Source organism: Clostridium pasteurianum (assembly GCF_001705235.1).
Taxonomy (GTDB): domain Bacteria; phylum Bacillota; class Clostridia; order Clostridiales; family Clostridiaceae; genus Clostridium_S; species Clostridium_S pasteurianum_A.
Genome location: NZ_MCGV01000001.1, coordinates 2,552,340 through 2,571,713 on the forward strand (window position 1 = coordinate 2,552,340; position 19,374 = coordinate 2,571,713).

Here is a 19,374-nt window from a genome sequence, read left to right on the forward strand (position 1 = left end):
TAGGAGATGTTATTTATGCCACATGAGAATGGTAATTATATTTCAAATGGCACAGGTAGAAGACCAAGAGAGGTAGTAAGCCTTCCAGTTCCTTTATATAGGTCTATAGAAAGAAGGTATTTTGTAGGACAAACGGATATTATGAAAGTAAGAAGTGGATTGAGTGCATGGGCAGGACTAGTAAATCCCCATAATTCCAATACAACTTTATATGCAAATGTTTTTACTGTTTCAAATTTTTCTGATGAATATTTAGTTGCCGAAGTATGGCTTAATATTAATTTCCCTGAAAAAAGTAAAATATCTCACAAGGTTTCTCCAACAAACACTGCTTTGAGACCACTTCCTAAGAATAAAGTTGATATTAAATTTACAGAATCTACTGCTGAAGATCCTGAAAGTGGAATTAATGTCTATGAAAGAATAGTGCCACCTAATACAACACTAGTGGCTGAAGAAGATGGAAAATTTATAGAAGCTCCAGATGGAAACTATACTATTGTCCTAAAATCACAAAGCTCAAATGAAAGCGAGGCAATAGTGGCACTTGGTTGGTGGGAAAAAACAGTAAATTGTAAATAGAATACATTTAGTAAATAGTAATGAAGGCTTTCTTCATTACTATTTTATTTTAGGAATAATATTATGGTATATAATAAATAGGGTATTATAAATTGGGAAGGAGAAGTATGATATATTATCATACAGTGATAAGACAATGGATAATTTTAGATTTAATGCTTATACGGAAATGCTGTTTGGTAAAGGACAAATTGTTAATTTACCTGATATACTAAAGAGATATGGAAAGAACGTATTGCTTGCCTATGGCGGAGGAAGTATCAAGAGAAATGGCATTTATGATACAGTAAAAAAATTACTAAAGGATTTTAATATTGTAGAGCTAAGTGGTGTTGAGCCAAATCCAAGAATTGAGACAGTAAGGCGTGGAGTTGAGCTGTGCAGAGAAAATAAAATTGATGTTGTTTTGGCAGTAGGCGGTGGAAGTACAATTGACTGTTCCAAGGTTATTGCAGCAGGATACTATTATGACGGGGATGCATGGGATATAGTTACTACTCCTTCTAAAATAGGAAATGTTTTGCCTATTGTGACAGTGTTAACGATGGCAGCAACTGGCTCTGAAATGAACAAAAATGCAGTAATATCAAATATGAGTACTAAAGAAAAGCTTGGTACAGCAGCTGTGAAGATGATTCCTCAGGCATCTATTTTAGATCCCGAATATTTATATACTGTACCACCAATTCAAACAGCAGCAGGTTGTGCTGATATTATGTCTCACGTGTTCGAGTCATATTTTAAGAAAACAAAGGATGCCTTTGTACAGGATAAATTCTCAGAAGGACTTCTGGAAACTTGTATAAAGTATTGTCCTATAGCACTAAAGGAACCTGAGAATTATGAAGCACGTGCCAATATAATGTGGGCTAGTTCTATGGCACTTAATGGTCTTTGTGGCAGCGGAAAATCCGGGGCATGGACGTGTCATGCTATTGAACATGAATTAAGTGCTTTTTATGATATTACCCACGGCATAGGACTTGCAATATTAACACCAAGATGGATGAGATATATTTTAAGTGATGAAACGGTACAAAAATTTGATGATTATGCAGTTAATGTATGGCACATCGAATCAAATAATGATAAATTTGCTCTTGCAAATGCAGCAATAAATTTAACAGAAAAGTTCTTTAAGGATTGCGGTATTCCAATGACTTTGGGCGAAATTGGAATTGATGATTCAAATTTTAGAAAAATGGCAAAAGCTGCAGTGGAGCATGGCGGTTTATCTAATGCTTATGTTGCTTTAGATGAAGAGGATGTATATAAGATTTTGAAAATGTGCATGTAGAAATAATTTAGTTATACTTAAAGTATTAGCCATTCTGAAACTATAAAAAAGTTCAGAATGGCTAATATTATTTTATTTATGAGGTTTTGAATAAGTTTATAATATTACGATGATGCTTTACAATTTATTTACTGAATTTCATATTATCTAAATAAATTGTATCTGAAGTTGAACCAACAAATAGAATCATATTACTAACTAAACTATCAGAAGTACTTGTAGCTATTTTTTTGAAGCTTGGGCTGTCATCAGTAGTGATAGTTATTGTTGCTTTATATGTTCCATCGGCCTGTTTTACAAAATCATAGCTATGAACGCATTTAGCTCTAGTAGGATTTCCCCAACCAACTGAAGAACTTTGAGGAATGGCTGCTATAGATACATTTGTAGGTGATGGTGCTGTTACATCCATTGTAAGTTTTGTATCACCGGATATATCAATAGTTGTATTTAATAAATCAGCTGAAAGACGAGCATTTGCCCAGAAATTTCCTTCAGAGACATCGTTACTGCCTTTAGAATTAAGATTAATTAGCTCTAAAGCATTGTTAGAATTTTTGAAATCAATGTTAGTTATTGGACTATCTTTATTTATACCAAAGCCTTGCGTAGTACCATCATTGAAATCCCAATATCCTGAAGAAAAATCTTTTGGTGCGGTTGTAACACTTTTTGTATTGTCATCTGGCACGTTATAAGAAATTCCTTTAATACGAGCACGTATATATTTACCGGAATCAGTTAGTTCACTATCTGACCATGCTTGATTTGAACCAGGATCAAGACTTGCAGAACTGGCTAGTGCGGATGCCACCTCATTTTTATTACTTAATGAAAAATCACACCAACTTATATTGTTTGCATTTAGAAAATCAAGCCATGCATCTGCTTTGCTTAAGTAAGGGCCAGTAGTACCAGTTGCTAGGCTTGTACCAAATTCTGTTGCAAAAACAGCAACGCCGTGCTTAAGTGCATATCGTACATCACTCATAGCATTTGCTTTATTAGTGTCATCGTTTGATATTGGATTAGTGCCAGTATAAAAATGTAATGTATAAGCTGTGTTTGAATCATCAATAGGATCATCGGCTGCTAAATCAGGTCTTTGACTCCAGAAAGGATCTCCTACAACGACAAGATTTTTGTTCCCACTGTCACGAAGAGCTTTTATGATAGGAGTTGCATAGGATTTTACCTTAGCCCAACCAGACGCATCATTTGTTACACCTTGATTGTTATCATTATTAGGTTCATTGCATAATTCATAAATTATATGTTTGTCATTTGGATAAAGCTTAGCGATATCAGTTATAAAGCTTTGAGCACCTGAATACACGCTGGCATTTGGATCGCCGGGGTTAAGCATGTGCCAATCAACAATGACATACATATCATTTGCAATTGCATAGTTTATTCCACTAATAACTGTCTGTTTAATTGATGGATTAGAGTTATATCCACCTTCAGTAACATACATAGCAAGTCGGATTACATTAGCATTCCAATCCTTAGAAATAGCTGCAAAGGCATTGTTATTTATAATGCCAGGGAACCATTGTAAGCCGTGAGTACTCATACCTCTCAGCTGAATTGGCTCTCCACTTTCATCACATAGTGTGCTAATACCATTTTTTTTAAGAATTTGTAACGCACCTGCTGTGGATGGCTTTTTAACATTGATGTTGCCAGTTAAGTGAGTGTAAGCTGTTGAGTCTGCTTTAGTTGATACTGCTGGTATAAGCGATACTAACATTGCAGTAACTGCAGCTATAGAAAATAACCTTTTTTTAATGCTTTTAAACATGAAAATCCCCCTATATAATTAATAAATTTCGAAAACAGTAATATAAAATGGTTTTTAATGCTAATTTAGGCTTTGTAATGATATTATTATACATAAAATCCATTTTATGCATTAATGCTCCTTAAACAGGATACAACTTAATTACTTTTGTGTCAATAATTGTAACACAAATAGCGGATTTTTTAATGAAAAAGATTCTTGAAAACGTGTATTTTCAATGATATTATTTTGATAGACAAGCTTACATAGAAAATATAAGAAGTTTTGGAAGAGAGGCAAACAAATGATAGTTGGTACTGGAACAATTGTGAATGTTTTAGCAGTTATTATAGGTTCATGCATTGGCATGGTATTTAATGGAGGATTAAAAAAGCGATTTCAGAATATAATGATACAGGCTTTAGGCTTATCAACAATGTTTATTGGAATCTCTGGGACTTTAAAAGGAATGTTTGTAATTCATAAAGCTACAATTGAAACTACTGGAACAATGATGATGATTATTTCATTGGTTATAGGTGCATTTATTGGTGAAGCTATGGATATCGAAAATAAAATTGAGGCTTTTGGTGAACTACTTAAACAAAAGTTTAGCAGTGGTAATGATTCAAAATTCGTCGAGGGCTTTGTATCAGCAACATTAGTAATATGTGTAGGAGCAATGGCAATAGTAGGTTCTCTTCAAGATGGGCTAACGGGAGATGCTTCAATGCTTTATACTAAGGCTATTTTAGATGGAATTATTGTAATGGTTTTTGCTTCTGCGCTTGGCAAAGGTGTTATTTTTTCTGCAATACCCTTAGGAATTTTTCAAGGTTCTATTACTATATGTGCACATTTTATTCAGCCAATTCTTTCACAGCAAATGATTCAAAATTTATCGTTTGTGGGTTCTGTTCTCATTTTTGGTATTGGTGTAAATCTATCCTTTGGAAATAAGTTCAAGATTGCAAATATGCTGCCTGCACTTTTAGTTGTTGTAGTATATAGTTTGTTTCAAAAATAAAATTTTTTTAATGTTGAATTAATATTTTCATTTTTAAATTCAGCCTTGGGGGTAAAAAAATTAGGGGCGAATGTAGTTAATACCCCTAAATAATATATGTTAATTTATAGCTCAATTTTTAGCTTTGCTCTTTGAAGCAAGCTTTAAGGATAATATAAATCCAATTGCCATAAGTACAGCTGCAACTGTAATAGAGTGATTGAATCCGCTAAATATAGCTTTTGTCCCATTATGAGAAGTTTTTAAATAACTGGTTTGAAAAGCTGTCATAACTCCGACAAATAAGGCTGAACCTAGGGCTCCGGCAACCTGCATTGCAGTATTTACTATTGCAACACCATCTGGATTATTTTTAGATGGCAGCTGACCGAGAGCAGTCGTCTGGATAGGTGACATAGTCATTGATTGACCTACCATTATTAAGCAGTACATAATAGTAATTTGCATTATAGAAGTTGAAGGTGTGACACGGGATAATAAGAAAGTGAAGGCAAATATTATTACAAAGCCAGCGGGAATTAATATTTTACCACCTACCTTATCAAAAATCATCCCAGTAAATGGAGTTAATATAGCACCAACTAAGATTGCTGGAAATAAAACGAGTGCTGAGGTAAAGGACGATGTTTTTAAGCCATTTTGCATAAGTAATGGTATTGTCATGTTTATCGAAAACTGGAACATTTGAATTATAATAACTAATATAATACCTATTGAAAATACTGGATATTTAAAAGCTCTTACTTCTAATATTGGTTGTTTTAAAGATAATTGACGTCTACAATAACAAATTAAGGCTATTAGTCCAATTGCGAAAATAATAACAGTAGAAGATAAACTTAAATTACCGGCTGAACTTACAGCGTATATAGTTCCTGCAAAGCCTATAGATGATAATGCTATGGATAAAAAGTCAATTTTAGGCTTTGTTATTACAGAGGTATTTTGCAAAAATATAAAACCGCCAATTATGCAAATAACTAGAAGTGGAATGATTAAAACAAACAGTGAATGCCAGGAAAAAGATTGTAATAGTAATCCAGAAACCGTTGGACCAAGTGCAGGACCTAAAGTAAGTATAGAAACACATAATCCCATTACTGAACCATGTTTTTCAGGTGGAGTTATGATTAAAACTGAGTTCATCATAATAGGTATTAGCATGCCAGTACCTAATGCTTGAATTAACCTTGAAATCAATAATGCTGTAAATGAATTAGAAAATACGGCACATATTGTCCCAAGTAAAAAAAGTGATATTGCACCTATATACAGATTCTTTGTAGTAAAAGTATGCATAAGAAAAGCTGTAACAGGCACAAGAATTCCAACTACTAATACATAACCAGTTGTAAGCCATTGAACTGTTGTTGCAGAAACATGCATTTCTACCATAAGTTTTGGAAATGCTACGTTTAATATAGTTTCATTAAATAGGGCTAAAAAACTTCCTAATAGTAGTACAGATATCATGGCTTTTGCATTGCAATGTATTGGTTTAGTTTCTTGAAATTCGATTCTTTCTTCGCTCATAAAATATCGTCTCCTTTAAAAATTGTATTAAAGCTAGGGTATTAAAATCTAATATGTATTTTAGGTGTGATATTTTTAATACATATGGATTTAAATTTATATAGACCGGTTGTTATAATAAATAGAAAATAGCTTACCATAAATAAGCTACTTGCTAGATAAATAACTGTTTAATAAAACTGATATTTGTTTGCCAGCTGTTAAAAGCGCTGTGGGATCATTTTCGGTAACCGATACTGTTATAGCTCCTTCTACTGTAAATTGAATAAATCTGCCTAAATCTTCGGCAGTACATTTAGAAAATCCATTTTCAATTAATTTTTTAGTATACATATCTCCTAGAATATTAAAGGCTTCACAACAGGCATTTCTAAGAAGTTCACTTGATGAATAAGTTTCTAAGGCTATTAAGCTTATTGACATATCCTTTAGCTTATTATCTATTTTTAAGTCATTTACTATATTATTCATAAGAGCTTCAATGGCTTCACGTGGATCTTTATATTTACTTAATGTAATTTTTAATCTGTTTACAATAGTTTCACTTGCCAGTTTGATAGCTTCTAAAGCCAGCTCTTCTTTTCCATTAGGAAAGTAGTAATATAAGGAGCCTTTTGGGGCACCACTTTCTTTTAAAATTTCATTTAAGCCTGTAGCATTGTAACCTTTTATTTGAAAAAGCTTTGCTGCTGACTCAAGTATTTTCTCTTTTGAATTAGTTTTGCTGTTCATAAAATATGATTCCTTTCATAACAAATTATAACGACTGGTCTATAGAACATTGTATCTTAATTTTTTTGATGTGTCAAAAGGTTAAATTAAATTTTAGTATTATTTTTTGAGTTTCAGTGTAATATAAGCTGTTTTTTAGCACGGATCGTCTAGCATTTTATATGAGGGAATATATAAAGGAGAGTACTAATATAAGTTTCTTATGGTATAATTATGCTATAAATATATAAAGGAAAAAGACACTTTTAATATATAGAAATTCAAGTTATGCAGTATTTGAGGTGATTATTATGGATAATATGGATTATAAGATATTGGAATGTTTAAAGGCTAATTCAAGGATTAAAGCTTCGGCTATAAGCACAGAAATCCATTTGTCAGTATCAGCAGTTATTGAACGTATTCGTAAGATGGAAGCAAAGGGCATAATAAAAAATTATACAGTAATATTAGATGAGAGCAAATTGGGAAATAGCACAAGCGCTTTAATGGAAGTGAGTCTTGATCATCCCAAATTTTATGAGGGATTCACTAGTGCAATTAAGAAAAATGATAATATAATTTCGTGCTACTATCTAACGGGAGATTTTGATTTTATGTTAAAGATACTCTGTAAGTCTTCTGAGGAGCTGGATAATATTCATAATGAAATAAAAAGTTTAAAGGGAGTATCAAGGACAAAAACATATTACATTTTGAGGAATATAAAAAAATGATTAAATCAATGCAGATTGTGTGCATTGATTTTTTTTATAAATTTATTTAGATAAGATATAAATTTATATAACAGTAAATTTTTCTTGATTAATAGTTTAAAACAGTAAATATTTGCGCTAAAGAGAACAATAAAAATAATTTATGCGTAATTTTCAGAAAATATTGAAAAAAAGTATTTATTAATATAGTATGTACTTAAATTAATAAATTAATAATTTAAACAATGATTTTATATTAAAAGTTTATTTTAAAATATAAAAATATATTAAATTAATAAATACTGGAGGAGAAGTTATGAAAAATTTAGGATTCTATAATGGAGAATATGCTTTAGTTGAGGACATGAAAATACCTATGAACGATCGTGTGTGCTATTTTGGGGATGGAGCTTATGATGCTACCTACAGTAGAAATCATAAGATATTTGCATTAGATGAACATATAGAACGTTTCTATAATAGTGCAGGTTTACTTAGAATTAAGATTCCATACACAAAAGATGAGCTAAAGGAATTACTAAAAGAAATGGTTAAAAAGGTTGATTCGGGAGAGCAATTTGTATATTGGCAGGTTACTAGAGGAACGGGTATGCGTAATCATGCTTTTCCACCAGCAGATGTAAAAGCAAATTTTTGGATTATATTGAAACCATTAAATATAAAAGATATGTCTCAAAAGTTGAAATTAATTACTTTAGAAGATACTAGATTTTTACATTGCAATATAAAGACTCTCAATTTACTCCCAAGTGTAATAGCTGCCCAAAAGACTGAAGAAGCAGGATGTCAGGAAGCAGTGTTTCATAGAGGAGACAGGGTAACAGAATGCGCACACAGTAATGTATCTATTATAAAAGATGGAATTTTAAAGACAGCTCCTACAGATAATTTAATTTTACCAGGCATAGCAAGAGCACATCTCATAAAAATGTGTAAGAGATTTGAGATTCCTGTAAATGAAACAGCTTTTAACTTAAAAGAATTAATGGAAGCTGATGAGGTTATAGTTACGAGCTCAGGTCAATTCTGTATGGCAACCTGTGAAATAGATGGAAAACCTGTAGGAGGGAAGGCACCAGAGCTTGTAAAAAAACTTCAAGATGCGTTGTTAAATGAATTTATAGAAGCTACAAATTAAAGTTAGGGGGGAGAAGACCGTATGGAACAGGAAGAATTAACAATATTAAATATAGGTGAAAGTTTAGACAATTTGATGAATCTAGATCCAAGGGGATATGGTATTTGCAGAATTTTATACAAGGCAGCAAGAGAGTATACTAAAGAGCCTTTAACGATGAACTGTGCTAAGAAATTGGAAAAGACTTTAAAGGAAGGAGACTTAGTTTATATAATGACAGGTTTTGTTCTTCGCCCATTTAAGAAAGCAGAAATGGATGGAATCGTAAGCACAATGCTTTTAGCAAGAGCTTTAGTAAAAGGCTTTAATGTAAAACCTGTAATTGTATGTCCTGAAGATAATATTAAGGCAGTAGAAAATTTATCATATGTAGTTGGACTTCATTTTCAAAATAGTATTGAAGGTTTGAAAGAGTGTCCACTATCATTAGCTGGAATAACATTTACAAAAGACAAAAAACAGGCGGAGAAGCAGGCAGATGAACTTATAGAAAATGGTCTACCAAGTGCCGTTATAAGTATAGAATGTCCAGGAGCTAATCATAAGGGTGTTTATCATAATGCTGTGGGGTTAGATGTAACAAAACTTGAAGCAAAGCAAGATATTCTATTTATTAAGTTAAAGAAGAAAGGTGTTTTAAATATAGCTATTGGAGATTTGGGTAATGAACTTGGTATGGGAACTTTAAAAGAACATCTAGAAGAGTATATTCCATATGCAGCTAAGGGAAGTTGCAACTGTGGTTGTAATGGAGGAATAATAGCAGATGTAGCTGCTGACAATATTATAACTGCAACTGTCTCAGATTGGGGATGTTATGGTCTCATAGCAGCACTAGCATATTTAAAAAAGGATTTGGATATAATGCACACTAAAGTTATGGAAAAGGAAGCTATGATTACAGCATCTAGAAGCGGCATGATAGATATGTATGGAGAGTTAATTCCAGCTATAGATGGCTGCAATTTAGAGGTTAACACATCAATAGTTAATTTAATGAGAGAATGTGTAGCTTCTGCAATTAAGTCTCAGAAAATTTGTTCTACTTGGTTTGAGAAAGTAATTGAACTAGGATTTTATGAAAGTAATTCTTATGAAAATGAGAAATTAAAAAATATAATTTAAGGTGGGGTACAGATGGAGTATTCAAATATGAAGCCCTATGATGTTCGTAAATTGATAAGGCAAGAAAAAATTACAACACCTACAGCTGGAATGTGTTCAGGCTATGCGCAAGCTAATTTGGTTATTCTGCCAAAGGAATTAGCATATGATTTTTTGTTATTTACTCAAAGAAATCCTAAATCTTGTCCTATATTAGAAGTAAGTGATGTTGGAGATAAAAAACTTAAATATTTAGGTGAAGATATTGATATTACAAGTGATATTCCTAAATATAGGGTATATGAAGATGGAATTTTAACAGGTGAATATACAAACATAGCTGACCTTTGGAGAGAAGATTTTGTAAGCTTTTTAATTGGCTGTAGCTTTTCATTTGAATCGGAGCTTATAGAGGCGAACATTCCCATAAGGCACATTGAAGAAAATTGCAATGTACCAATGTTTATTACTAATATTGAATGTACGCCTGCAGGAATATTTAATGGCAAAATGGTAGTAAGTATGAGACCTTTATCTAATGAGAACATAATAAAGTCAGTTCTAGTTAGCGGAGAAATGCCCAAAGTACATGGGGCGCCGATTCATATAGGTGATCCGGTGTCTATTGGGATAAAAGATATAAGTAAACCTGATTTTGGTGATCCTGTTACTATAAAAGATAATGAAATTCCAGTATTTTGGGCCTGCGGAGTTACGCCCCAGTCAGTAGTTATGAATGTTAAACCTAAAATAGTTATTACACATTCTCCTGGTCACATGCTCATAACGGACTTAAAGAATATAGATTTAAAATATTAGAGGGGATATTATGTACAAGGTAGATTTAAATTGTGATTTAGGTGAGAGCTTTGGAAATTATAAGATTGGTTCAGATGAAAAAGTAATATCGTATATATCATCTGCAAATGTAGCTTGTGGCTTTCATGCTTCTGATCCATTAGTTATGGATAATACAGTGAAATTAGCAAAAAAGTATGGAGTTTCAGTTGGAGCACATCCAGGATTTCCTGATTTGCTTGGGTTTGGGAGAAGGAAAATGGATGTTTCTTTAAGAGAGGCCAAGACAATGGTTCAATATCAAATTGGAGCCTTAAAAGCTTTCTGCACGGCAAATGGAGTAGAGATAAAGCATGTAAAGCCTCATGGGGCACTTTACAATATGGCGGCTAAAGATTTGGATCTTGCTCTAGCAATATGTGAAGGTATATACGAAGTTGATTCAAAATTAATCTTGCTTGCTTTGTCGGGAAGCAAAATGCTTGAAGCTGCAAGTTATGTTGGATTAAAAGCAGCAAGCGAGGTTTTTGCAGACAGGGCATATAATAGCGATGGTTCTCTAGTAGATAGAAGTAGAGAGGGAGCTGTTATTAAAGATGAAGAAGAAGCTATTAAAAGAGTAATTAGAATGGTTAAGGAGAGTAAAGTTAGAACTATAGATGGTGCTTACATCACTCTTAAAGCGGATTCTATATGCGTACATGGAGATGGAGAAAAAGCATTAAGTTTTGTAAAAAAAATAAACGACGCGTTTAAAAATGAAGATATAAGAATATCAGCATTAGGATGAAATCTATTTAGTTAAGAGGTGAAGACGCGTGAAAAAATATCTTAGAACTTATGCAAAAATAGATTTGAAAGCTATAGAACATAACATAAATGAAGTGAAAAAAAGAGTAGAAAAGAATGTAAAGATTATGGCTGTAATAAAAGCTGATGGATACGGTCATGGAGCTGTAGAAATCGGAAATTTTCTTAAGGATAAGGTTAATTATTTTGGTGTTGCAACAATAGAAGAAGCTATAGAACTTCGCAAGAACATGGTAAATATTCCAATATTAATTTTGGGATATACCTCTCCAAAGCAATATGAAGCTTTAGTTAAATATGATATAACTCAAACTATTTACAATATAAAAATGGCAGAAGAGCTATCAAGGTGCGCTCTTAAGCTTAATAAAACTATAAAGGTCCATATTGCAGTGGAAACAGGAATGAACAGAATTGGGTTTAAGGTAAATAAGCAGAGCATTTTGGATATTGGAAAGATAAAGGCTATGAAAGGATTAGTGCTGGAAGGTATGTTTACCCATTTCTCCTGTGCAGATGAAGCGGACAAGAGCTATACCGATAAGCAAAAATCAGAATACGATAAATTTTTAAATATGCTTCAAGCTAAAGAAATTGACATTCCAATTAAGCATGTTTGTAATAGTGCAGGAATTATGGAGTTTAAAGATCATCGTTTAGATATGGTTAGAAGCGGTATAATTACGTACGGGCTATACCCCTCAGATGAGGTTGATAAAGCTTCTGTTAAATTAAAGCCAGCATTAGTTTGGAAATCTCATGTAATTAATATTTCCGAGGTCCCTAATGGAGAGGGTATAAGCTATGGTAAAACATATATCACAAAGAAGAAAACTAAAATTGCCACCATATCAGTAGGCTATGCCGATGGATATTTAAGAGGACTTTCTTCTAAGGGAAGAGTTTTAATTCATGGACAGTATGCACCTATACTAGGGAGAATTTGTATGGATCAAATGATGGTAGATATAACTGATATAAAGGACGTTAAAATAGAGGATGAAGTCACCCTAGTTGGGAAAGATGGTGAAAATACTATTACTGTTGAAGAACTGGCTAATGCTGCTGGAAGCTTTAATTATGAATTTGTTTGTGGAATAGGAAAGAGGGTAAAAAGAATTTACATGTAAACTGGGGGATAATAGTGATGGAGGAAAATAAGTTTAGTATTTTACAGGCAAATGAAACGTGCGCCTTAATTGAGTTTGAAGATAAGATTGATAAAGAAATTAATAAAAGAATAAGAATACTTTGTTCATATCTTGATGAAAATCCATTCTGTGGTTTAGTAGAATATATACCCTATTTTTGTAGTGTTTCCGTAATTTATAATCCAATTGAAGTGAAGGAAAATGAACCTTTTAAGGTAGTAGAATCAAAACTTAAAGAAATACTATCGAAGCTTGATTTCTCATGTAGTTATGAGGAAAACGTAATTGAAATTCCAGTTTGCTATGGAAGTGAATTGGGACCTGATATAGAATATGTGGCAGAACATAATAAGCTTACAGTAGATGAAGTTATTAAGATTCATTCGAGTGGTGAATATTTGGTTTATATGATTGGATTTGCACCGGGTTTCCCGTATTTGGGTGGTCTTTCAGAAAAGCTTCATACGCCTAGGAGAGATGCTCCAAGAACGGCAATACCAGCTGGTTCGGTTGGTATTGCTGGAACGCAGACGGGAATATATCCCTTAGAAACCCCTGGTGGATGGCAAATAATAGGTAGAACACCGCTTAAATTATTTGATTTTAATAGTGCTAATAAAACTCTTTTAAAGTGCGGAGATATAGCAAGATTTTACCCTGTTTCCTATGCAGAATATTTAAAGTTAAAGGAGAGAGTATGATGAATATAAATGTATTAACTCCAGGTCTTTTAACTACTATACAGGATCTTGGGAGATATGGATATCAAAAATACGGAATTATTGTAAGTGGTGCTATGGATACTTATGCAGCAAGATTATCAAATATTTTGGTTGGAAATGAGGAGAATGAAGGCGTACTTGAAATTACTTTAATTGGGCCTTCTTTAAGTTTACCGAAAGGAAGCTTGATTTCTATAACTGGTGCAAAGCTTTCACCTTCAATTAATAATGTGGAGGTTCCCATGGGAAGACCAATATATTTAAAAGAGTCTTCAATATTAAAATTTGGAGCTTGTGTTAATGGAATTAGATGTTATTTAGCTGTTGCAGGAGGCTTTGATGTCCCTGTTTTTATGGGGAGTAAAAGTACATATTTGAGGGCAAAATTGGGAGGAAAAGAGGGAAGAGCTCTTAAAAAAAATGATGTACTTAAACTTGGAAGAATGAGTACACTTTCTTTAAATATAATAGATAATTTAAAAAAAGAAAATAAAAATAAGAACTTTGCCTTTCCAAGATGGCATGCTAGGAATTCCATAAAAGAAGAAAAGCATACTGCTATTATTAGAGTGTTTGAGGATAGGCAATATAGTGCAATAAGTGAAGAAAGTCTTGATAAATTTTTTGGCAGTTCATTTACTATAGATGTTAAATCGGATAGGATGGGATATCGTTTAAAGGGTCAAAAAATTGAGCTTAAAGAGAAGCTTGAAATGATATCCGGTGAGGTGTCTTTTGGAACTATTCAAATTCCACCAGATGGAAATCCCATAATTCTTTTAGCAGATAGAGGAACTTCAGGTGGTTATCCTAAAATTGCTCATGTGGCTTCTTATGACCTTCCTAAGTTAGTTCAACTTAAACCCCATTCAAAAGTGAAATTCAAAAAAGTAACTTTAAAAGAAGCTGAAGAGATGTATTTAAAAAGAGAAGCGTATATTTATGAATTAAAAAAATCTATCAAATTAATTACAATATCAGGGGGAAGATAAAATGATTGATACAGATGATTTAGCTAAAATAATGGAGCTTTTAAAAAAGCAAGAGTTTTCTCATTTCGAATTTAAATGCGGTGATAGCAAAATAGTTATGGACAGGGGAAGTTCAACACATACGGATGTTAGTGAAAATGAGAATCATAATAAAGGTGAAATAGCGCTGAAAAGAAAACATGATGAAAAAATTTACATTAAATCAAGCTTAGCTGGTACTTTTTACAGAGGAAAAGAAGAGGGAAAAGAGGCATTTATAAAGTTTCATGATATTGTTAAGGAAGATACAGTTGTAGGCTTAATTGAAGTAATGAAGCTATATAACGAGATTGAAGCAGGCATTTCTGGAGAAATAGTTGATATTTTAGTAGAGGATGGAGAATTTGTGGAGTATGGTCAGCCCTTATTTGAGATTAAGGGGAGTGATAAATAATTATGTTTAAAAAAATCCTTATAGCCAATAGAGGCGAAATTGCAGTTAGAATTATACGTACTTGCCGTGAACTTCATATTTTAACGGTTGCAATTTATTCAGAAAGTGATAAAGAATCTCTCCATGTAAAGTTAGCAGATGAAGCTTATTGTATAGGAAAAGCTTTTCCAAAGGATACATATCTAAATGTAAATGCAATAATAAATATAGCCATTCATGCAAAGGCGGATGCCATTCACCCAGGTTATGGGTTTCTCTCTGAAAGTTCAACCTTTGCTAAAACCTGTGAGGAATTTAATATATGTTTCATAGGCCCTAATTATAAAATTATAAATATGCTTGGGAATAAATCTAATGCAAGAGAAGCTATGAAAAGAGCAGGTGTACCTATTATAATGGGTACAGATGGGGAAATTGATGATAGAGAAAAATTAGTTGAAACAGCAGAAAAAATAGGATATCCCGTCATAATCAAAGCATCTTCTGGAGGGGGAGGAAAGGGCATGAGAGTTGTGAGAAATGAAGAGGAACTTGTGTCCAAATTTGAGGAAGCTGAGAAAGAGGCTGAAAGCTATTTTGGTAATGGTGCAGTTTACATAGAAAAGTATCTCGAAAATACTAGACATGTAGAAATACAGATACTTGGAGACAATTATGGTAATGCAGTTTACCTCGGAGAAAGAGACTGTACAATTCAAAGAAGGCATCAAAAGCTTGTTGAAGAAACACCTTCAACTTCCATAAATGATGAGCTGCGTAAGGCTATGGGAAAGGCCGCAGTCGATGCGTCTAAAGCTGTAAATTACAACAGTCTTGGAACTGTGGAATTCCTTTTAAATAAGGATGGAAGCTTTTATTTTATGGAAATGAATACAAGAATTCAGGTTGAACATGGTATTACTGAAATGGATTTGATAAAAGAGCAAATATTAATAGCACAAGGGGAGAAATTATCATTTGGGCAGGAAGATGTAAAAATAAATGGATACGCAATTGAGTGTAGAATAAATGCGGAAAATCCATATAATAATTTTATGCCATGCTCTGGTAAAATAAATAAATATATAGCCCCTGGAGGTATTGGAATAAGGATAGATAGTGCAGTGTATAGTGGATATACAATCCCAACATTTTATGATTCTATGATAGCTAAGGTTATAGCATGGGGAAGAAATAGAAATGAAGCAATTGAAAGAATGAGAAGAGCCTTAGATGAATTTACCATTGAAGGTGTTTACACTACGATAGATTTTCATAAAAAACTAATGGTTAATGAAGTCTTCAGGACGGGGGATTTTGACACTAAGTTTTTAGAAGTGAATAAAATTATATAATAATATTATTATGTATAGTAGTATGCTTTAAATAACAGGCAGTAAGTGTAATCCTACATTGCCTGTATTTCTAAAATTGATCTGTTTATTATAGTATAAATTTCATCCCAATTAAAAACTCTTACAATGTTATCGTTTAGTGGTTTTCTGTTATAATTAGTATCCATTAATAAAACTTTAAAGCCTGCGTTTGAAAGTTCAATTGCGTTGTCGTAGCTATCTTCAATAAAAACATCACAATCTAAGGCTATGGCAGTAGCTACTTTATGAGTATTTCCTAGTACTGTAAGAGTATCATAAGATATAGAATGTTTTCTTAAATATGAGTAGGTGAGAATAGTAAGATCTCTATCTCTTGCAGTTACAAAATGTATATTGTTTAGTAGATTGAGCTTTGTTATGATGTTTTTTGCATCAGGTCTAAGTTTTTCTTCAGTATGAAGTTTAAATTTGTATTTTTCATAAAACTTAGAGTAATCTTCTTCAGGTATATTTAGTACCTTGTGTATACAATAATCAGTTACCTCACTTTCTGTTATATTGGTATTAAAGTATTTGTTACATAAATTAAGCCAGTAGTAAGCATCTGTTATAGTTCCATCAATATCAATGCAAATATTTAAGTTTTCCATATTTCTACCTCCATTTCTTTAAGTATCATAATACTATATCAAGGTTAAGTAATAATTAAGTTTAGATTAAATTTTAGTATTATTTTTTTTGAGTTTTTAGTGTAATATAAGCTTATAAGGTAATAGTAAGTAAAAGGGAGGGTATGTTAATGAAAAATATTAATATTGGAAAAGGCGAGATTAATAATGCATCTCAAATTTCTTTGGGCTGCATGAGGATTAATGGAATTACCATAGAGGAAGCTTCCACTTTAATTAACACTGCATTAGATGAAGGGATTAATTTCTTCGATCATGCTGATATATATGGTGGTGGTGAATGCGAGGAAGTTTTTGCTAGAGCAATTAATATGAATCCAAGTGTTAGAGAAAAATTAATAATTCAATCAAAATGTGGTATTAGGAAGGGATATTATGACTTCTCCAAGGAACATATTTTAAGTTCTGTAGATAAAAGCTTAAAAAGACTTAAGACTGATTATTTGGATATACTCCTTCTTCATAGACCAGATACGCTTATGGAGCCGGAGGAAGTTGCTGAGGCTTTTGATATACTCTATGATAGTGGTAAGGTTAAAAGCTTTGGAGTTAGTAATCAAAATCCTATGCAGATGGAACTTATGAATAAATATTTAAATCATAAGATTATAATTAACCAGCTTCAATTCAGTATTGCACATACAGGTATAATTGATTCTGGAATTAACGTTAATATGAAAAACAATTCTTCAATAAATAGGGATGGAAGTGTGTTAGAGTATTGCCGTTTGAAGGGAATAACAATTCAGCCATGGTCACCATTCCAATATGGTTTTTTTGAAGGGGTATTTCTAGACAATGATAAATTCCCTGAACTTAATAAAAAGATAAATGAAATAGCTGAAAGTAGAGGAGTTACAAATACAACAATAGCAATTGCATGGATTTTAAGGCATCCAGCAAAGATGCAGCCTATAGTTGGAACAACAAATCCTAAACGTTTGAAGGAAATTTGTAAGGCATCAGAAATTGAGCTCACAAGGCAGGAGTGGTACTCAATATATAGAGCAGCAGGAAATGTTTTGCCATAGAGAGAGTTAAATGGTACAGAAATAAACTTTTTTATACCAATATATATTGATTTTAAAAATAGAGCAAATTGTATAAGGCTTAAGCCAAATATAGTTTGCTTTATTTTGCAATGTCTATTATTTTTTAAAGAGGATAAAATACAACATATAATATTATTTTAAGAGGGCTAGGAGGGAATACAAATATAATGATTGTCCTAATAAATATTATTGTTGTATTTTTGCTTGTATTTATGAACGCTTTTTTTGTAGCAGCAGAATTTGCAATGGTCAAAATAAGAAAATCTAGAATAGAAACTTTAGTTATGGAAGGAAATAAGAGTGCAAAGCGTACTTTGACAGTAATTAATGATTTGAATTCATATCTATCAGGCTGCCAACTTGGAATAACATTGGCATCGCTAGGATTAGGTTGGGTAGGAGAACCAGCAATTTCAAATATGCTGATGCCTGTTTTTAGGTTCTTTAATCTTTCAGAACATGCTATTTATTCAATATCTGTTTTATTAGGCTTTTCCATAATAACAGGTTTTCATATAGTGCTTGGAGAGCTTACACCTAAGTCATTATCAATTATAAATACTGAAAAAATAGCTCTTTATACTGCATTGCCGCTTATTATGTTTTACAAAATTACATACCCAATAATGTGGCTTTTTAATCATAGTACTAATCTAGTTCTAAAAATATTTGGAATATCAAGTGTAGAGGAACATGATGCTGCTCACACCGATGAAGAGATAAAATTATTAGCAGAGGATAGTTATAAACATGGACTTATAGATAAGACGGAATTAACTTTTGTTGATAATATATTTGATTTCTCAGACAAGACAGTAAAGGAAATAATGATGCCGCGCACGGACATGTTATGTATTTTTGCGGAAGATTCTTTTGAGGATATAGTTGCGTTTACTCTGAAAGAGCAGATGACAAGATATCCTGTTTGTAGAAAGAGTAAGGATAACATTATTGGATTTATACATATAAAAGATTTATATAAACAAAAGATAGAAGGCAAAAGTGAAGATATTGAAGGAATCATTCGAGAGGTTAAGTTTGTAACTGAATCCATGCTTATAGGGGATTTACTTAAAGTATTTAAAAAGGAAAAGGCTCAAATGGCAATTGTTATTGATGAATTTGGCGGTACATCGGGACTTGTTACTACAGAAGATGTCTTGGAAGAGATAGTAGGAGAAATTCAAGATGAGTTTGATGAAGATGAAGGAGAAGAAATAAAAAAAGTAGATGAAAATAGTTATATTGTAGATGGAAAGGTTCTACTTGAAGAGATAAATGAAATACTAGAAACGGATATTGAAGAGGAAAATATTGATACAGTAGGTGGATGGATATACTCTAAGCTTAATTCTTATCCCAAGGTTAATGACAAAATAAATTATGAAGACTATGAGTTTAAAGTATTAAAATGCAATGAGAAAAGGATAACTAGAGTATTTATTAGGTTAAAAGATAAAAAAACATTGAGCTCAGAGAATGAAGTTAAAAATGGGTGA

The 19,374-nt window shown here is 32.4% G+C and carries 19 protein-coding genes; 15 read left to right on the forward strand and 4 right to left on the reverse strand.

Annotated elements, in window-relative coordinates; translation table 11 throughout:
• The first annotated feature begins 15 nt into the window (after window positions 1–15).
• Both BEE63_RS11365 and BEE63_RS11370 read left to right on the forward strand, forming a co-directional pair.
• Window positions 16–582 (forward strand): DUF6143 family protein, encoded by a 567-nt coding sequence (locus tag BEE63_RS11365; RefSeq protein ID WP_066021497.1) that lies wholly within the window; start codon window positions 16–18, stop codon window positions 580–582.
• A 136-nt stretch (window positions 583–718) separates the two neighbouring features.
• A complete protein-coding gene (locus BEE63_RS11370; RefSeq protein ID WP_066021498.1) occupies window positions 719–1,879 on the forward strand; it encodes an iron-containing alcohol dehydrogenase in 1,161 nt (386 codons plus the stop codon).
• Window positions 1,880–2,003: 124 nt separating this feature from the next.
• Here BEE63_RS11370 and BEE63_RS11375 read toward each other — a convergent pair whose 3' ends face one another.
• On the reverse strand, window positions 2,004–3,683 hold the full coding sequence (locus BEE63_RS11375) for a cellulase family glycosylhydrolase (protein WP_066021499.1): 1,680 nt from the start codon (window positions 3,681–3,683) through the stop codon (window positions 2,004–2,006).
• Between the two features lie 283 nt (window positions 3,684–3,966).
• Here BEE63_RS11375 and BEE63_RS11380 point away from each other — a divergent pair, with 283 nt between their 5' ends.
• On the forward strand, window positions 3,967–4,689 hold the full coding sequence (locus tag BEE63_RS11380) for a DUF554 domain-containing protein (protein WP_066021500.1): 723 nt from the start codon (window positions 3,967–3,969) through the stop codon (window positions 4,687–4,689).
• A gap of 111 nt (window positions 4,690–4,800) precedes the next feature.
• Here BEE63_RS11380 and BEE63_RS11385 read toward each other — a convergent pair whose 3' ends face one another.
• The gene (locus BEE63_RS11385) at window positions 4,801–6,222 is read right to left on the reverse strand and encodes an MDR family MFS transporter (RefSeq protein ID WP_066021501.1); all 1,422 of its coding nucleotides are present in this window, start codon (window positions 6,220–6,222) and stop codon (window positions 4,801–4,803) included.
• A gap of 147 nt (window positions 6,223–6,369) precedes the next feature.
• The gene (locus BEE63_RS11390) at window positions 6,370–6,954 is read right to left on the reverse strand and encodes a TetR/AcrR family transcriptional regulator (RefSeq protein ID WP_066021502.1); all 585 of its coding nucleotides are present in this window, start codon (window positions 6,952–6,954) and stop codon (window positions 6,370–6,372) included.
• Between the two features lie 290 nt (window positions 6,955–7,244).
• Here BEE63_RS11390 and BEE63_RS11395 point away from each other — a divergent pair, with 290 nt between their 5' ends.
• From BEE63_RS11395 to accC, 10 genes are all read left to right on the forward strand, one after another.
• Entirely contained in the window at window positions 7,245–7,670 is a 426-nt protein-coding gene (locus BEE63_RS11395; RefSeq protein WP_066021503.1) for an Lrp/AsnC family transcriptional regulator, read from the forward strand.
• A 295-nt stretch (window positions 7,671–7,965) separates the two neighbouring features.
• Window positions 7,966–8,808, forward strand: a complete 843-nt coding sequence (locus BEE63_RS11400; protein ID WP_066021504.1) for a D-amino acid aminotransferase — start codon at window positions 7,966–7,968, stop codon at window positions 8,806–8,808.
• 21 nt (window positions 8,809–8,829) lie between these two features.
• Window positions 8,830–9,933: a DUF4392 domain-containing protein gene (locus BEE63_RS11405; protein ID WP_066021505.1), complete on the forward strand. Its 1,104-nt coding sequence runs from the start codon at window positions 8,830–8,832 to the stop codon at window positions 9,931–9,933.
• A gap of 12 nt (window positions 9,934–9,945) precedes the next feature.
• The gene (locus tag BEE63_RS11410; protein ID WP_066021506.1) at window positions 9,946–10,731 is read left to right on the forward strand and encodes a putative hydro-lyase; all 786 of its coding nucleotides are present in this window, start codon (window positions 9,946–9,948) and stop codon (window positions 10,729–10,731) included.
• A gap of 10 nt (window positions 10,732–10,741) precedes the next feature.
• Window positions 10,742–11,500 carry a 5-oxoprolinase subunit PxpA gene (locus tag BEE63_RS11415; protein ID WP_066021507.1) on the forward strand — a complete coding sequence of 253 codons (759 nt, stop codon included), beginning with the start codon at window positions 10,742–10,744 and terminating at the stop codon, window positions 11,498–11,500.
• A gap of 28 nt (window positions 11,501–11,528) precedes the next feature.
• Window positions 11,529–12,650, forward strand: coding sequence for an alanine racemase (gene alr, locus BEE63_RS11420; RefSeq protein ID WP_066021508.1), 1,122 nt, complete (start codon window positions 11,529–11,531; stop codon window positions 12,648–12,650).
• Between the two features lie 17 nt (window positions 12,651–12,667).
• Window positions 12,668–13,372 carry a 5-oxoprolinase subunit PxpB gene (gene pxpB / locus BEE63_RS11425; protein WP_066021509.1) on the forward strand — a complete coding sequence of 235 codons (705 nt, stop codon included), beginning with the start codon at window positions 12,668–12,670 and terminating at the stop codon, window positions 13,370–13,372.
• Window positions 13,372–14,385: a biotin-dependent carboxyltransferase family protein gene (locus tag BEE63_RS11430; RefSeq protein ID WP_066021510.1), complete on the forward strand. Its 1,014-nt coding sequence runs from the start codon at window positions 13,372–13,374 to the stop codon at window positions 14,383–14,385. The genes pxpB and BEE63_RS11430 overlap by 1 nt, the downstream gene beginning before the upstream one ends.
• 1 nt (window position 14,386) lies before the next feature.
• A complete protein-coding gene (locus tag BEE63_RS11435) occupies window positions 14,387–14,818 on the forward strand; it encodes an acetyl-CoA carboxylase biotin carboxyl carrier protein (RefSeq protein WP_066021511.1) in 432 nt (143 codons plus the stop codon).
• A 2-nt stretch (window positions 14,819–14,820) separates the two neighbouring features.
• A complete protein-coding gene (gene accC, locus BEE63_RS11440; protein ID WP_066021512.1) occupies window positions 14,821–16,152 on the forward strand; it encodes an acetyl-CoA carboxylase biotin carboxylase subunit in 1,332 nt (443 codons plus the stop codon).
• Window positions 16,153–16,205: 53 nt separating this feature from the next.
• Here the strand turns inward: accC and BEE63_RS11445 are convergent, their stop codons facing one another.
• Window positions 16,206–16,784, reverse strand: coding sequence for a 5' nucleotidase, NT5C type (locus tag BEE63_RS11445; protein ID WP_066021513.1), 579 nt, complete (start codon window positions 16,782–16,784; stop codon window positions 16,206–16,208).
• A 149-nt stretch (window positions 16,785–16,933) separates the two neighbouring features.
• On the opposite strand from BEE63_RS11445, the gene BEE63_RS11450 reads away from it, so the two are divergent.
• Together BEE63_RS11450 and BEE63_RS11455 are read left to right on the forward strand one after the other, a co-directional pair.
• Entirely contained in the window at window positions 16,934–17,854 is a 921-nt protein-coding gene (locus tag BEE63_RS11450) for an aldo/keto reductase (RefSeq protein ID WP_066021514.1), read from the forward strand.
• Between the two features lie 188 nt (window positions 17,855–18,042).
• The gene (locus BEE63_RS11455) at window positions 18,043–19,374 is read left to right on the forward strand and encodes a hemolysin family protein (protein ID WP_066021515.1); all 1,332 of its coding nucleotides are present in this window, start codon (window positions 18,043–18,045) and stop codon (window positions 19,372–19,374) included.